The organism is Streptomyces atratus, from assembly GCF_014648655.1.
In the GTDB taxonomy this organism is placed as follows: Bacteria; Actinomycetota; Actinomycetes; order Streptomycetales; family Streptomycetaceae; genus Streptomyces; species Streptomyces atratus.
In genome coordinates this window covers 213507-228348 of the sequence record NZ_BMRN01000006.1, presented here as the reverse complement: position 1 = coordinate 228348, position 14842 = coordinate 213507, and the positions used below count along the sequence as shown (strand labels likewise).

General features: G+C 70.6%; 12 protein-coding genes. 4 read left to right on the top strand and 8 right to left on the bottom strand.

The window, feature by feature from the left end; genetic code table 11:
- Positions 1 to 19: 19 nt before the first annotated feature.
- From IEZ15_RS13145 to IEZ15_RS13135, 3 genes are all read left to right on the top strand, one after another.
- On the top strand, positions 20 to 799 hold the full coding sequence (locus IEZ15_RS13145) for an ABC transporter ATP-binding protein (protein ID WP_189276685.1): 780 nt from the start codon (positions 20 to 22) through the stop codon (positions 797 to 799).
- Positions 796 to 3648, top strand: coding sequence for an FtsX-like permease family protein (locus IEZ15_RS13140; protein ID WP_189276684.1), 2853 nt, complete (start codon positions 796 to 798; stop codon positions 3646 to 3648). Before IEZ15_RS13145 ends, IEZ15_RS13140 begins: the two co-directional genes overlap by 4 nt.
- A 119-nt stretch (positions 3649 to 3767) precedes the next feature.
- Positions 3768 to 4316, top strand: a complete 549-nt coding sequence (locus IEZ15_RS13135) for a bacterial proteasome activator family protein (RefSeq protein ID WP_114245465.1) — start codon at positions 3768 to 3770, stop codon at positions 4314 to 4316.
- 115 nt (positions 4317 to 4431) lie between these two features.
- On the opposite strand, the gene IEZ15_RS13130 is transcribed toward IEZ15_RS13135, so the two are convergent.
- From IEZ15_RS13130 to pdhA, 7 genes are all read right to left on the bottom strand, one after another.
- A complete protein-coding gene (locus tag IEZ15_RS13130; RefSeq protein WP_114245466.1) occupies positions 4432 to 5418 on the bottom strand; it encodes an NAD(P)H-quinone oxidoreductase in 987 nt (328 codons plus the stop codon).
- Positions 5419 to 5607: 189 nt separating this feature from the next.
- A complete protein-coding gene (locus tag IEZ15_RS13125) occupies positions 5608 to 6744 on the bottom strand; it encodes a potassium channel family protein (RefSeq protein ID WP_114245467.1) in 1137 nt (378 codons plus the stop codon).
- A complete protein-coding gene (locus IEZ15_RS13120) occupies positions 6702 to 8531 on the bottom strand; it encodes a molybdopterin molybdotransferase MoeA (RefSeq protein ID WP_408907066.1) in 1830 nt (609 codons plus the stop codon). The genes IEZ15_RS13125 and IEZ15_RS13120 overlap by 43 nt, the downstream gene beginning before the upstream one ends.
- Positions 8532 to 8581: 50 nt before the next feature.
- Complete coding sequence (locus tag IEZ15_RS13115) at positions 8582 to 9430, bottom strand: NTP transferase domain-containing protein (protein WP_189276682.1); 849 nt, start codon at positions 9428 to 9430, stop codon at positions 8582 to 8584.
- A gap of 99 nt (positions 9431 to 9529) precedes the next feature.
- Positions 9530 to 11026 carry a dihydrolipoamide acetyltransferase family protein gene (locus IEZ15_RS13110; RefSeq protein WP_189276681.1) on the bottom strand — a complete coding sequence of 499 codons (1497 nt, stop codon included), beginning with the start codon at positions 11024 to 11026 and terminating at the stop codon, positions 9530 to 9532.
- Complete coding sequence (locus tag IEZ15_RS13105) at positions 11026 to 12057, bottom strand: alpha-ketoacid dehydrogenase subunit beta (protein ID WP_189276679.1); 1032 nt, start codon at positions 12055 to 12057, stop codon at positions 11026 to 11028. Before IEZ15_RS13105 ends, IEZ15_RS13110 begins: the two co-directional genes overlap by 1 nt.
- Positions 12054 to 13217 (bottom strand): pyruvate dehydrogenase (acetyl-transferring) E1 component subunit alpha, encoded by a 1164-nt coding sequence (gene pdhA / locus IEZ15_RS13100; RefSeq protein ID WP_189276677.1) that lies wholly within the window; start codon positions 13215 to 13217, stop codon positions 12054 to 12056. The genes IEZ15_RS13105 and pdhA overlap by 4 nt, the downstream gene beginning before the upstream one ends.
- 265 nt (positions 13218 to 13482) lie before the next feature.
- On the opposite strand from pdhA, the gene IEZ15_RS13095 reads away from it, so the two are divergent.
- Complete coding sequence (locus IEZ15_RS13095) at positions 13483 to 13989, top strand: Lrp/AsnC family transcriptional regulator (RefSeq protein ID WP_114245473.1); 507 nt, start codon at positions 13483 to 13485, stop codon at positions 13987 to 13989.
- Between the two features lie 52 nt (positions 13990 to 14041).
- Here the strand turns inward: IEZ15_RS13095 and IEZ15_RS13090 are convergent, their stop codons facing one another.
- Positions 14042 to 14842, bottom strand: a complete 801-nt coding sequence (locus IEZ15_RS13090) for an alpha/beta hydrolase family protein (RefSeq protein ID WP_189276675.1) — start codon at positions 14840 to 14842, stop codon at positions 14042 to 14044.

The window sequence follows — 14842 nt, the reverse complement described above, 5'->3', positions numbered from 1 at the left end:
CAAGGGGGAACCACCCACCATGTCCTCGCGCGCCCCGTCCCGATCCGCGTCCTCGTCCGGTTCGCCGCTGTCGGTCGACGCACCGGTGCTCGAACTCCGAGCGCTCACCCGCACCCACGGCACCGGCATCGCCGAGGTGCACGCCCTGCGTGGCATCGACCTCTCCGTGCACGCCGGTGAACTCGTCGCCGTGATGGGCCCCTCCGGCTCCGGCAAGTCCACCCTGCTGACCATCGCGGGCGGTCTCGACACCGCGACCAGCGGCCAGGTCATCATCGAGGGCCAGGACATCGCCGGCCTCGGCCGCAAGGGCGTCGCCGCCCTGCGCCGCCGCAGCGTCGGCTACGTCTTCCAGGACTACAACCTGATCCCGGCGCTGACCGCCGCCGAGAACATCGCCCTGCCGCGCGAGCTCGACGGGGTCTCCGTGCGCAAGGCCCGCAAGGAGGCGCGGGCGGCGCTGGAGGAGATGAAGCTCCTGGAGATCGCCGACCGGTTCCCGGACGAGATGTCGGGCGGTCAGCAGCAGCGCGTCGCGATCGCCCGTGCGCTGGTGGGGGACCGGCGCCTCGTGCTCGCCGACGAACCGACCGGGGCACTCGACTCCGAGACCGGCGAGGCCGTGCTCGCGCTGCTGCGCAACCGCTGTGACCGGGGCGCGGCCGGTGTGATGGTGACGCACGAGCCGCGGTACGCCGCCTGGGCGGACCGGGTCGTGTTCCTCCGGGACGGTTCGATCGTCGACCAGACGCTCACCGCCGACGCCGACTCGCTGCTGGCCGCCGAGGGCGCCAAGTGAGCGTCTTCACGGGCTGGCGCGCCTCCCTCCGCATAGCCAGGCGCGACGCGATGCGTGCCAAGGGCCGCAGCGCACTGGTGGTCGCGATGATCGCGATACCGGTGCTCGGCGTCACGGCCCTCGATGTGACGTACCGCAGCATCACACCGAGCACCGCCGAGCAGCTGACGGGCGAGATGGGCTCCGCCGACGCCCTCTTCAGCGACCAGCGGATCGGCCCCATCGAGCAGATGCCCGACGGGACCATGTACCAACAGGCCGACGAGAGCGCGCCGTGGGACGACACCAGGCCCTCGATCGACGTCAGGACCACATTCCCCAAGGGCTCACGGGCGATCAGCATCCAGTCCGTCCCGGCGAGCGTCACCACCGGGTACGGCATCGCCAACACCGACATCTACGAGTTCCGGACGTCGGACAAGCTGGCCCGCGGCAAGATCGACCTGGTGCGCGGTGCCTACCCGCACGGTAAGGGCGAGATGGCCGCCACCGAGCCGTTCCTGAAGTCGACCGGACTGCACGTCGGTTCGACCACCACCGTGCGCAACTCCGGTCAGAAGTACAGGATCACCGGTGTGGTCGAGCTGCCGGACAACCTGAAGGCCAAGGCGCTGTACGCCGACCCGGGAGCGGTCATCGCCCCGTGGAAGGCCAGGGCCGCCCACGACAAGAAGGTGCTGCCACCGAACACCGGCTCCAAGGAGTGGCTGGTCAAGGGACCCGAAGGGGCAGGCGTGACCTGGCCGCAGGTCATGGAGGCAAATAAGTCGGGCGTTCTCGTCAAGTCCCGTCAGGTCGTCCTCGATCCGCCGCCGGACTCCGAGGTCCCGCTGGCCAGGAAGAACCCCGACAGTTACTCGGACCCGGGCAGTTCCGGCGAGCTGAGTGCGGCCCTCGTCACCGTGATCTCCATGGCGGTCCTGGAGATCGTGCTGCTCGCCGGACCGGCCTTCGCGGTCGGTGCGCGCCGCTCCCGCCGCCAGCTCGGCCTTCTCGGCACCTGCGGCGGGGACCGGCGCCATGTCCGGGCGGTGGTGCTCGGCGGCGGTCTCGTGCTCGGCGGCATCGGAGCCGTGGCCGGTGTGGCGGCCGGACTCGGGCTCACCGCGGCGTTCCGCCCCGTGATCGAGGAGTGGTCCGGACAGCGTTTCGGTTCTCTCTCCCTGAGGCCGACGGAACTGCTGGTCATCGCCGCGATCGGCCTGATCACCGGTCTCCTGGCGGCGTTCGCCCCGGCGATCGTGGCGAGCCGGCAGTCCGTACTGGAGTCGCTCACCGGCCGCCGCGGCGTCCGCCGCTCCTCCCGGGTGCTGCCCGTCGTCGGCGTCTGCGTACTGGCCAGCGGTTGCGCCGTCGCCGTCTATGGCGGCACCAGCGGGAACAAGACGCTGGTCGCCGGCGGATCGGTCGTCGCCGAGCTCGGACTGCTCGCCTGCATCCCGGTGATCGTCGGCTTCCTCGGACGACTCGGCCGCAGGCTGCCGCTCTCGCCACGGATGGCGCTGCGCGACGCGGCCCGCAACCGCGGCCGTACCGCTCCCGCGGTCGCCGCGGTGATGGCGGCCGTCGCGGGTTCAGTGGCCATCGCCACGTACATGGCCAGCAACCTGGCCGAGGCCGACTACGACTACACCCCCGCACTCACGAAGGGGACCGTCGTCATCACGTCCTCCGACGCCAAGACGGTCGAGCGGCTCCCACTGGCCCGGACCGCCGTCGAGCGGAACATGGCCGTCACCGGCGGGCCCGCCGACTACGGACGGACCTGGGCAGGCAGCGACTGCAGCGTCTACTACTCGGAGGAGAACGGCTGCGGCACCCTGGAGATGATCAAGCCCGCCGGCAAGGGCCACAGCTGCCCGCTCAAGGGCAAGGGCGCCAAGGAACTCGCGGCGCGGCTCTCCTCCGACGAGCACAAGAAGCTGATGCGCTCCCCCGCCTGCCTGGACGAGTACATGAGCTTCACCTCCTTCGGCACCGATACCAACAACATCCTCGTGGCGGACGCGGCCATGCTCAGCACGTACGTGAAGCTCGACGACCCGGCAGCCGCCAAGGCCCTGGCCGCGGGCACACCGGTGCTGCTCAACCCGGCGTACGCGAAGAACGGAGAGGTCACCCTCAAGGCCTTCCACAAGTACAACGACCGCGACAAGAAGAACCGGAAGCTCCACCCGGGCAAGGCACGGACCACCACGGACCGGCTGAAGGTGTACGTGGCCCCCGCGAAGTACGCCACCACCCCAGGGATCCGCATGATCCTTCCGCAGCGGACCGCGGAGCGGCTCGGCCTGCACACCGAGCCGTCCGGCAGCGTGTATGCCGTCTCCCGCCCGCCGACGGAGGCCGAGGACCAGCGGGTCTCAGCCGCGATCGAGCAGGCCGGCGGCGGCATCTGGGTCCAGTCCGATCACGGCCCCGGCTCGCGCGACGACACCATCCTGCTGATCCTGACCCTGTTCGCCGGAGTGGTGACCCTGGGCGCGGCGGCGATCACGACCGGTCTCGCCAAGGCCGACGCGGAGGCCGACCTCAATACGCTCAGCGCGGTGGGCGCGCCCCCGCGGGTGCGGCGTTCACTGTCCGGTTTCCAGTGCGTGGTGGTGGCGCTCACGGGTGTGGTGCTGGGCACACTGGCGGGTCTGGTGCCTGCGGTGGCGCTGCGGCTCGTCGACCTTCGCGACGCGTTGCAGCAGATGCGGCTCGAGCCCATGCAGTCGGCGTACACGCCGATCGTGCTGCCCTGGGCGACCATCGGCCTGCTCGTCGTGTGCATTCCGCTGCTGGCCGGGGTGCTCGCGGCGGCGTTCACGCGCTCGCGCCTCGCGCTGGCACGGCGGGCCGGATGATGACGCGGGCGGTGCGGTCAGTGGCCTGACCGGCTGATTCGGTGCCCTCGAAAACGGTGGATCAACCGTTTGCGGGGGCACCACCGTGTTGTACCGCAGGTGTGCGAGACAATGACGCCATGGAGATGCCGAGGAATGAACGGTCGCAGGAGCACCCCCAAGTCCTCGTGGTGGGGCAGGACGGCATGGCGATCGGCGGCGGTGGCACTGACGACGAATCGCGTGAGGTCCCGGTGACGGAGATGGTCGAACAGCCCGCGAAGGTCATGCGCATCGGCAGCATGATCAAGCAGCTCCTGGAGGAGGTCAGGGCGGCTCCTCTCGACGAGGCGAGCCGGGTCAGGCTCAAGGAGATCCACGCAAGCTCCGTGAAGGAGCTGGAGGACGGCCTCGCACCGGAGTTGGTGGAGGAGCTGGAGCGGCTCTCCCTGCCGTTCACCGAGGAGTCGGTGCCCTCCGAGGCGGAACTCCGGATTGCACAGGCCCAGTTGGTGGGCTGGCTGGAGGGCCTCTTCCACGGCATCCAGACGGCGCTGTTCGCCCAGCAGATGGCGGCGCGGGCCCAGCTGGAGCAGATGCGCCGCGCCCTCCCGCCGGGGAGCGGGCACGAGGACGAGGACGGCAGTGGGGACCACCACGGGGCCATCCGGTCGGGCCCGTATCTCTAGTCCGTACATCGCAATTGGTTCGTACACCTCGATCACGTAGCAACACCGAGGCCCGGCGCACATGGTCGACGACCTGTGTGCCGGGCCCGTTGCGTGTGCTCGGTGGGGGCGCGCGTCAGCCTGCGGGGGTCTGCAGAAGCACCTTCCCGATGTGTGTGCTGGACTCCAGCACCCGGTGAGCCTCGGCGGCATCGGGCATCGGCAGCGTGCGGTCCACGATCGGCCGGGCGACGCCGTCGGCGATCAGCGGCCAGACGTGCTCGCGTACGGCAGCGACGATGGCGGCCTTCTCGGCGAGCGGACGGCCACGCAGCGAGGTAGCGGTGATGGCGGCCCGCTTGTTCAGGAGGGCGCTCAGATTCAGCTCGCCCTTGGCGCCGCCCTGGAGGCCGATGATGGCAAGCCGGCCGTTGACGGCGAGTGCCTTCACGTTCCGGTCCAGGTACTTCGCACCGACGATGTCCAGGATGACATCCGCACCGGCCCCGTCCGTCGCCTTGCGCAGCTCCTCGACGAAGTCCTGCTCCCGGTAGTCGATCAGGATGTCTGCCCCGAGCTCCGCACAGCGCGCGAGCTTCTCCGGTCCGCCCGCGGTCACCGCGACGGTTGCGCCCACGGCCTTGGCGAGCTGGATCGCCATCGTGCCGATGCCGCTGGACCCGCCGTGCACCAACAGCGTCTCGCCGGGGCGCAGATGGGCCACCATGAACACGTTCGACCAGACCGTGGCCGTCACCTCGGGCAGCGCCGCGGCCAGAGTCAGGTCGACTCCGTCCGGTACGGGCAGCAGCTGCCCGGCGGGTACGGCGACCTTCTCCGCGTAGCCGCCGCCTGCGAGCAGCGCACAGACCTCGTCGCCGACCGACCAGCCGGTGACACCGGGGCCGATGGCCGAGATGCGGCCCGCGCACTCCAGGCCCGGGTACGGGGAGGCGCCGGGCGGCGGGTTGTAGAACCCCTGCCGCTGCAGCACATCGGCGCGATTGACCGCGCTGGACACGACATCGACGAGAACCTCGCCCTCGCCGGCTACCGGATCTGGCACCTCGGCCCATACGAGCGCTTCGGGGCCACCGGGTTCGGGGATCGTGATCGCATACATGGCGGCGAGGCTACTCCGCGGCGCGGGCCGGGCGACGCCATGGCGCCGGGAGGCCGGGCGACGCCATGTGGACTGGCCGGACGACACCTTGGGCGGCGGGCCGGACGACACCGCGGCCGACGGGCCGGGCCGACGGAAGCAAACCGTGCCGACGCGACGCCTGGGCTGCGGGCGCGGCGCGATGTCCGGCTACGGGCGCGGCGTGCCCGGAGCCGGGTTGCTCAGCGGTGGTTCGTTCGAGGCACGCACAATGGTGATCAACCGGTCCGTCAACTGCAGCGGACTGGCAGCCGGATCGTCGTATCCGATCAGCCGGTGCCCCCGCAACACGCTGACCACGAGATCGTCGGTCTCCCGGACGCTCTTGCCCACCTCGGCCTTTATCACCGGCCGTTCGACGAGATCGAGACCGCTTCCCTGCTGGATCAGGTCCTCCATCACCGTGCCCGCGCTGGGGCTGAGGACGGAGAGGCCGAGCAGTCGGCCCGCCGCGCTGGCGCTGGTGATCACAGCATCGGCGCCGGACTGCCGGAGCAGCGGGGCGTTCTCCTCCTCGCGCACCGCGGCCACGATCTTCGCGCCGCGGTTGAGCTGCCGCGCCGTCAACGCCACCAGCACCGCCGTGTCGTCGCGCTGGGTGGCGATGATGATCTGACGCGCCTTCTGGAGTTCGGCCCGCAACAGCACCTCGCTGCGCGTCGCGTCGCCGACCACGCCCACGAACCCTTCGGCGTTGGCGATCTCGATCACCTTGGTCGCCGGGTCGACGATGACGATCTGTTCCTTCTTCAGGCCGGTGGCCCGCAGGGTCTGGATGGCCGAACGGCCCTTCGTACCGAAGCCGACGACAACGGTGTGGTCACGCAAGTTGGTTCTCCAACGCTTCAGCCGAAAGTCCTCCCGGGTCCGTTCCGTAAGGACCTCGAGAGTGGTGCCGACCAGGATGATCAGGAAGAGCACCCGCAGGGGTGTCACGAGCAGCACATTGGTGAGCCGCGCGCTGTCCCCGTACGGGGTGATGTCGCCGTAGCCGGTGGTGGAGAGGGTGACCGTCGCGTAGTACACCGCGTCCAGCAGGTCGACCTTGCCATCGGCGGCGTCGTGATATCCACCGCGGTCGAGCCAGACGATCAGCACGGTGACAGCAAGCACTATCAGCGCCATCATCAGCCGTTTGGCGACCTGCCGCGCCGGTCCTTGGACGACCCTGCGCGGGAGCTCCACCCGCGTGGGCGCGACATGCTCGTCGGCGCGCCTGGCCATCGCATCGTGGCCGGGAAGTTTCACGTGAAACACCCTTCCGTCCACGGCGTCGCCGAGGCCCATGGCAAGTCGAGGATCTCCACCTCGGTGCCGGACCGTACCCCGCCCGGTGGTACGACGGCCAGCCCGTCCGCCACGGCAATTCCTCGGAGCATCGCAGGACCGTTGTAATGCAGCGGTACGACGTGCTCGGCGCCACTGCCGGTTCCCGCGTCGCCGAGGTAGCCGGCACTGTCGCCGGTACTGCCTGCGCGGTGGACGACAGGCACCAGACGGGTGTCGTGCGGGTGCCCGTGCACCTCGTCGCGTACGACGACCTGGTACGGCGTCTCCGGCGCAAGGCCGGCCAGCCCGCGGAGCAGCGGTTCGGCGAGCGTGAGGAGCCCGGAGACGGCGGCCAGGGGATTGCCGGGCAGTCCGACGAGATACGGGCCCACCTCTGACCCCTCCGTCTTGAGCCTGGCCAGCAGCATCGGGTGACCGGGGCGGACCGCGACGCCGTCGACCAGCAACTCGGCCCCGATCTCGGCAAGGACCGGGTGGACGTGGTCGGCAGGGCCCGAGGCGGTACCGCCGGTGGTGATGACCAGATCGGCGTCCGAGGTGGTGAGGGCGCGCCGGAGGGCCGCCGCGTCGTCACCGAGGCGCTGTGGGGCAAAGACCTCGGCGCCCAGCGCTCGCACCCAGGCGCCGATCATCGGGCCCAGCGCGTCACGGATCAGCCCGTCGTGCGGCAGACCGCTGGTCAGCAGTTCGTCACCGAGGACGAGCACATCGACGCGAGGGCGGGGGACAGTGACGAGCTCGTCATACCCGGCGGCGGCGGCCAGACCGAGGACAGCGGGCGTCACCAGGGCTCCTGCGGGCAGGAGCTGATCGCCGGAACGGCATTCCTGACCACGGGGCCTGATGTCCTGTCCTGGGAGCACCCGCTGCTTCGCGTGGAGCAGGCCCTTGGCCTCGTCCACGCGAGCGTGCTCACTACGGATCACGGCGTTGGCATCCGCCGGGATGCGGGCGCCGGTGGCGATCCGTACGGCATCGCCGTCGGGGAGCGTGGCGGGGGTGCTGCGCCCGGCAAGGATGCCCAGATCCTGGTCTGGGCGCGGACCCACACCCGTGTGCCCGGAACCCTTCTCCTTTCCTGCTCCTTCGGCCTCGCGGATGGTCCACGGACCCGGTCCCGTGACGACCCAGCCGTCCATGGCGGAGGTGTCGAAGGACGGCAGGTCGGTGAGCGCGACGAGCGGCTCGGCGAGTACGTGTCCGAGCGCCTGGTCGAGAGGGAGTCGCCGGACGCGCGCGGGAGTGTTCCGGCCCGACCGTGCGGCGAGGGCGCGCGCCTCACGCCAGGGTGCAGCCCGCCTGTGCCGGTCACGCCCGTGGGGCCGGTCGGCGCTCTGGTTCGGCAGCGGGTGCGGGGACTGGGGTGCGGGCGCAGATCTTTCCGTGGGGTGGGACCGGTCCGTGGCGTTCGGCTGCCCCGAGGAGCCGGGGTCCAGGAAGTGGGGCTGATCCGCGGACTGAGGTCGACGTGCGGGGTGGGGCTCACCTGACGACTGGCGCCCGACCAGAGCGAGGGCCTGTTCAACAGCCCGGTCCTCCTCGGCAGCCCGCAGCTCCTGCGGAGTCGGGCCCCGACCCGCCGTCGCAGGACGGTCGCTCGCCGAGGACAAGTTGCCCCCTGACGACGGGTCCGCCGCCGAAGACGAACTGACCGTCGAGGATGAGTCGGTGGCCGACGACCGATCGCCCGTATCCAGCCCTCTGTCGGCCGGCGCCGGACGGTCACGGGCCGAAGGCTCGACACCTGCCGAGGGCCCCACGCCCGCCGAGGGCCCGATGTCCATCGATGCCACGTCGGCCGCCGGAGATGGGTCGGACCTGCCGTTACGGGCTGTCATTGCGTCTCGTTCTCGTCCGCCCAGCGAAGAGCGAGCGCGGCAGCCTTGCGGGCGGCCTCGGCCACCGCCGCCGGTCCGTCGTCGTCGCTGCTCGCCTTCGCCGCCGCGTACCCGACCAGGAAGGTCGTCAGGGGCGCGGCCGGGCGGGCGACGCCGTGGGCGGCGTCACGGGCGAGATCGAGCAGAGCGGCGGTGTCGACGTCGAGTTCGATGCCCAGTTCGTTCTTGACTGCGTTGATCCATTCGTCCAGCACGGTCCCATGCTCTCTGATGCGGGACCGGGCCGACGCGATGTCCTCCCAGGTGTCGCAGTCGAAGGAGGCGAGGGGGCCGGCCTCCACCCGGGCAAGGTCGAGTTCATTCGTCAGCAACCGCAAGGGGAGTCCGGACAGACTGCCGTGCTCGGTGGCGAGCAGGGCGAGCTCGCGGCGCAGCGGTTCGGCACGGTACACGGCGACGAGGGGCTGGTCACGACCGTCCTGGTCGGTGCACAGGGCCCCCTCCTGCCGCCCCTCACCGGCGGCGGCCAGCAGCGCTCCGACCGTGCTCTCCCCGAGGAACGGCAGATCGGCGGAGAGTACGAGAACCCAGTCCGCGGCGGTGCGCCGGACCCCGGCGTCGAGCGCGGCCAACGGGCCGCTGCCCTGCGGTTCTTCCCGCGTCCAGGTCACTGCGCGCACGGTGGGCCGCCGCCCGCCCACCACCACGGTGGTCGAAGCACCGGCACAGGCCACCAGCACCCGGTCGAGCAGCGCGCGGCCACCGACCCGGATTCCGGGCTTGTCGGCGCCGCCGAGCCGCTTGGCGGCCCCTCCGGCAAGGACGATGGCGTCATACGCGGTCATGCATCCGAGTATGCGGGCCGCAGCCTCCCGTTGATCCTCCCCGTCCGCAATCCAGTGGATCAGCGAAGGGAGGAAACGGGAGCCCGCGCCCCTTTACGCCTACAACGTGCGCAGCAGCACCGCCGGTTGTTCCACGCAGTCGGCCACGTAGCGCAGGAAGCCACCCGCCGTACCGCCGTCGCAGACCCGGTGGTCGAAGGTCAGCGAGAGCTGAACGACCTGGCGCACGGCCAGCTCGCCCTCGTGCACCCATGGCTTGGGCACGATCCGGCCGACGCCCAGCATCGCCGCCTCCGGGTGGTTGATGATCGGGGTCGAACCGTCGACTCCGAACACCCCGTAGTTGTTCAGCGTGAATGTGCCGCCGGTCAGCTCCGCCGGGGTCAGCCTCCCGGTCCGGGCCGCCTCGGTCAGCCTGGCGATCTCGGCCCCGATCGACTCCGCGTTCCGGGCCTGCGCGTCCCGTACGACGGGGACGACCAGGCCCCGCTCGGTCTGGGCCGCGAACCCGAGATGGACCTCCGGCAGCCGCACAATCTCCCGCGCCTCCAGGTCCACCGTGGAGTTGAGCTCGGGGAACCGGGCCAGCGCAGCGGTGCAGATACGCGCCAGCAGGGCGAGCACCGACACCTTGGGCCCGGCTGCCGGACCACCGGCACTGTTCATCGCGGATCTGGCTGCCATCAGCTCGGTGGCGTCGGCGTCGACCCAGCACGTGGCATCGGGGATCTCCCGTCTGCTGCGCGCCAACTTGTCGGCGACCGCACCCCGTACACCGCGCAACGGAATCCGCTCCACGGCCGAACTCGCAGCCGGCTGCGCCACCGACGGCCTCGACGGCTGTACCGCCGAGACCGACTCCGGCACCGAGGCCGAGGCCGAGGTCGGTGTGGCAGCGGCCGCCCCCTCTGTGAGTGCCCTGATGGCGGATTCGACATCGGCCCGCAGGATCAGCCCATCGGGCCCGGAACCTGCCAGCTGCCGCAGATCGAGATCATGCTGCCGCGCCAGCTTCCGCACCAGCGGGGAGACGACGGCCACCGGCCCCTGCACCGCGTCCGGAACAGCCGCAGAAACCGCAGCCGCAGCCGCAGCCGTCACATGTGCGGCAGCAGGCACCGCCATCGCCTCGGGACGGACCCGTCGACGGCGCGCCACCGGTGCGCCCGTCCCGTACCCGACCAGCACATTGCCGGACGCCTCCGCCTCACCGGAACCGGAACCGGAACCGGCCCCGCCTGAACCGGCTCCCGACCCCACAGCCGATACCACCGACCCAGCCTCAGCCCCCGAGCCGGAGCCCGAGCCCGAGCCCGAGTCCACCAGTCCCACCGGCCCCAAGGCCCCCTCGGACCCCACCGCCACCGTCAACAGCGGCGCCCCGACCGGAAGTTCCGTTCCCTCCTCGCCGAACCGCGCGGTCACCACGCCCCCGTAAGGGCACGGCACCTCCACCATCGCCTTGGCCGTCTCGACCTCGACGACCGGCTGGTCGATGGCAACGACATCGCCGACCTCCACCAGCCAGCGCACGATCTCCGCCTCGGTGAGCCCCTCGCCGAGGTCCGGCAGCTTGAACTCGAATACCTGGGGCATCAGCTCTCCGCCTCCCACTGCAGGCGGGCGACCGCGTCGAGCACCCGGTCCACGCCCGGCAGATGGTGCCGCTCCTGCATCGGCGGCGGATACGGAATGTCGAACCCGGAGACCCGCAGCACCGGCGCCTCCAGATGGTGGAAACAGCGCTCGGTGACCCGGGCCGCGATCTCGCCACCCGGACCGCCGAAACCGGAGGACTCATGGACGACGACGGCGCGCCCCGTACGCCGCACGGAAGCGGCGACGGTCTCGTCATCGAACGGCACCAGTGAGCGCAGGTCGACGACTTCGAGATCCCAGCCCTCTTCGACGGCCGCTTCCGCAGCCTCCATACAGACCGGCAGCGACGGCCCGTACGTGATCAGCGTCGCGCTGCGCCCGGGCCGGCGTACGACAGCCCGTCCGATCGGTTCCACGGCCACCGGCGCCTCGGGCGACCAGTCCGCCTTCGACCAGTAGAGCCGCTTCGGCTCCAGGAAGACCACAGGATCGTCGGAGGCGATCGAGGCCCTCAGCAGCCCGTACGCGTCCTCGACCGTGGCGGGCGTGACGACATGGAGGCCGGGCGTCGCCATGTAGTACGCCTCCGAGGAGTCGCTGTGATGCTCGACCCCGCCGATCCCGCCGCCGTAGGGCACCCGGACCGTGATCGGCAACGGCATGGCACCGGCCGTCCGGTTCCGCATCTTTGCGACATGGCTGATGAGCTGCTCGAACGCTGGATAGGCAAAGGCATCGAACTGCATCTCCACCACGGGCCGCAGCCCGTACATGGCCATGCCGACGGCCGTGCCGAGGATGCCCGCCTCGGCCAGCGGGGTGTCCGTGCAACGGTCCTCGCCGAACTCCTTCGCCAGACCGTCGGTGATCCGGAAGACCCCACCGAGCGTGCCGACGTCCTCGCCGAGGACATGCACCGTCGGATCCTCGGCCATCGAGTCGCGCAGCGCTCGCCCGAGCGCCTGCGCCATGGTGGCAGGTTTGGCCTTCGCCGTCCGCTCTCCGGTCGGCGCCGCTGCGGTGGTCATCGCCCTTCCTCCAGGTCGTTGTGGCCGTGCCGGTCCTGCTCGGCCTCCAGCTCGACACGCAATCGGGCGGCCTGCTCCCGCAGCTGCGTGGTCTGCTCCGCGTAGACATGAGCGAAGAGATCCATCGGGTCGAGCACCGGATCGGCGTTCATCCGCTCGCGCAGAGCGGCAGCCATCTGCTCCGCGGCCGCGCGCGCCTCCTCGATCCCGTCGTCGCCGAGCAACCCTCGTCCGGTCAGCTCCCGCTCCAGGAGCTGGATGGGATCGTGCGCACGCCACGCCTCCACTTCGCTGTCGACGCGGTAGCGCGTGGCGTCGTCGGCGTTCGTATGGGCGTCCATGCGGTACGTCACCGCCTCGACGAGCGTAGGACCGCCACCGCTCCGGGCCCGCGCGACCGCCTCACCGAGGACTTGGTGCACGGCGGCCGCGTCATTGCCGTCCACCAGCCGGCCCGGCATCCCGTATCCCACGGCCTTGTGCGCCAGGGACGGAGCAGCGGTCTGCTTGGCCAGCGGTACGGAGATCGCGAAGCCGTTGTTCTGTACGAGGAAGACCACCGGGGCCCGCCAGACGGCCGCGAAGTTCAGCGCCTCGTGGAAATCACCCTCGCTGGTCCCGCCGTCACCGACCATGGCAAGCGCCACCACGTCGTCGCCCTTGAGGCGCGCCGCGTGTGCCAGGCCCACCGCGTGCGGCAGCTGGGTGGCGAGGGGGGTGCAGAGCGGGGCGATGCGGTGCTCGCGCGGGTCGTAACCGGTGTGCCGGTCGCCGCGCAACAGCGTCAGTGCCTCGACCGGGTCCAGACCGCGCGCCACGGCCGCCAGCGTGTCGCGATAGCTGGGAAAGAGCCAGTCCCGCTCCTCCAGCACCAGCGCGGCCGCTATCTCGCAGGCCTCCTGCCCCGTGCTCGACGGGTAGACAGCGAGCCGGCCCTGCTTGGTGAGAGCGGTGGCCTGCGCGTTGTATCGACGTCCGCGCACCAGCTCCGCATAGAGCCGCAGCAGCAGTTCGGGGTCGGCATCGGCCACGGCATCCGTACCGAGCACGCGGTACGGCTCGGGGTCCGGGAGCAGCGGCGCGGGATCGGTGAGCGGCTTCCAGGCCGGGGGCGGCGTGGGCCGGTAAGCGGCCGCGCCGGGCAGCTCTTGGACCGTCATGACAAGCACCTCCTGGCATCGAGGGGTTTTCGAGCGGCGTCTGGCGACATCGGGGGATCGTCCGATGTCGAGGGGTGTCGAAATACATCGAAATGTCGAGCACTGTCCGAGGCGCTGATGTGGCGTGCCTCACCTACCGATTGTTCGGTCGCGAGCGCATTTTGGCTACAGGCACCTTCAGCCTGTGGACAAACGGTTCTCCACAGCTTGGGATAGGGGCAGGTCGTCCAGGACAGGGAGGCGGGGGCACATGTCAGCTGAACAAATGGCCGACGGGGGCGAGGACCCCGGCCAGGCTCCGCCCGCGCGCCCGCTCGACGCCATCGACCGCGACATCCTGCGACTGCTCCAGACGGACGGACGTGCCTCGATACGGTCGGTGGCCGATCGCGTCCATGTGTCCCGGGCCAACGCGTATGCCCGGATCAATCGGCTCATCGACGACGGCGTGATCCGCGGTTTCAGCGCGCGTGTGAACCACGAGCGGGCGGGGCAGGGCGCCTCCGCCTACATCACCCTCAAGATCGTCCAGAATTCCTGGCGCACCGTGCGCGAGCAGCTCCAGGCGCTGCCGGGGGCCACGCACATCGCACTGGTCAGCGGCGACTTCGATGTCCTGCTGCTGGTGCACACCCCGGACAACCGGTCGCTGCGCGAGCTGGTCCTGACCAGGATCCAGGCCATCCCGGAGGTGCTCTCCACCCGCACACTTCTGGTGTTCGAGGAGACGGACCTGGCCCCGGGCCCGGCCAGACCCACCGAGCTGACCTGACGGGACCGGTGAACGCCGGGAACCAGCAATCCGAATCGGGACCGGAACTTCTTCAGGAACCGTACTTCTTCAGGAATGCCTGGACCGTGGCCCAGTTCTCCACGCTGTCGAGCAGCGCCACCCCGTGCTCGCCCGCACCCCTGATGTAGATCAACTTGTGCTCCGACGCCTTGGTGCTGGCCTTGTTCAGCGCCTTCGCATCCTCCCCGAAGGACTCGTCGTACTCGGCGGCCATGTAGAGCACCGGCGCGGTCAGCTTCGGGACGGCGTCCAAAGCGTTCATCGCGGAGTACACCGTCGGCGCGGAGAGCGCGATCACCGCGTCCGGCTGCGGCCGTACGGCAGGCGCAGCGGTGAGTACGGCGGTACCTCCCTTGGACGCCCCCATCAGCAGCAGCTTCTTCGCGCCCTTGCCGCGCAGGTACCCGGCCGCCCCGACGATCTCGGAGACCTCCTGGCCCGCCGAATTGACCGCGAGCACCCGATAGCCGCCCCGGTACAGCTCGTCGGCCTTGTCCTTCCACTGGCAGGCGGTGCCGTCGGACTGGTGCGCGAGCACGATCCCCGCGCCGGTCCCGCCGCCGCTCTCACCGCCCGGTACATAGGCGCCGGTCTCGGTCCCGTCCGCGGACTTGAAGGGGAGGGAAGCAGCCTTCGCCTCCTCCGACGTCAGACAGCCGAAATCGTCCGGCGCCACGGCCCCGGTCGCGCTCCGGCCGCCGTGTCCGTCCGCGTCGCCCCCTCCGTCACCGTCGCCCCCACCGCATCCGGTCAGCGACACGGCCGCAAGCAGCGCGGCAGCGGACAGGATCCCGGGAACCCGCAGAACAGGAGCACGCAAGACAGCGGTCAT

What these genes read in the sequence shown, in the direction of transcription:
- pdhA (WP_189276677.1), bottom strand. Translation starts at nt 13,217, where the DNA reads ATGACGGTCCAAGAGCTGCCCGGCGCGGCCGCTTACCGGCCCACGCCG.
- IEZ15_RS13145 (WP_189276685.1), top strand. Translation starts at nt 20, where the DNA reads ATGTCCTCGCGCGCCCCGTCCCGATCCGCGTCCTCGTCCGGTTCGCCG.
- IEZ15_RS13125 (WP_114245467.1), bottom strand. Translation starts at nt 6,744, where the DNA reads ATGGGCCTCGGCGACGCCGTGGACGGAAGGGTGTTTCACGTGAAACTT.
- IEZ15_RS13090 (WP_189276675.1), bottom strand. Translation starts at nt 14,842, where the DNA reads ATGACCGCTGTCTTGCGTGCTCCTGTTCTGCGGGTTCCCGGGATCCTG.
- IEZ15_RS13130 (WP_114245466.1), bottom strand. Translation starts at nt 5,418, where the DNA reads ATGTATGCGATCACGATCCCCGAACCCGGTGGCCCCGAAGCGCTCGTA.
- IEZ15_RS13115 (WP_189276682.1), bottom strand. Translation starts at nt 9,430, where the DNA reads ATGACCGCGTATGACGCCATCGTCCTTGCCGGAGGGGCCGCCAAGCGG.
- IEZ15_RS13095 (WP_114245473.1), top strand. Translation starts at nt 13,483, where the DNA reads ATGGCCGACGGGGGCGAGGACCCCGGCCAGGCTCCGCCCGCGCGCCCG.
- IEZ15_RS13135 (WP_114245465.1), top strand. Translation starts at nt 3,768, where the DNA reads ATGGAGATGCCGAGGAATGAACGGTCGCAGGAGCACCCCCAAGTCCTC.
- IEZ15_RS13110 (WP_189276681.1), bottom strand. Translation starts at nt 11,026, where the DNA reads ATGCCCCAGGTATTCGAGTTCAAGCTGCCGGACCTCGGCGAGGGGCTC.
- IEZ15_RS13120 (WP_408907066.1), bottom strand. Translation starts at nt 8,531, where the DNA reads ATGGACATCGGGCCCTCGGCGGGCGTGGGGCCCTCGGCAGGTGTCGAG.
- IEZ15_RS13105 (WP_189276679.1), bottom strand. Translation starts at nt 12,057, where the DNA reads ATGACCACCGCAGCGGCGCCGACCGGAGAGCGGACGGCGAAGGCCAAA.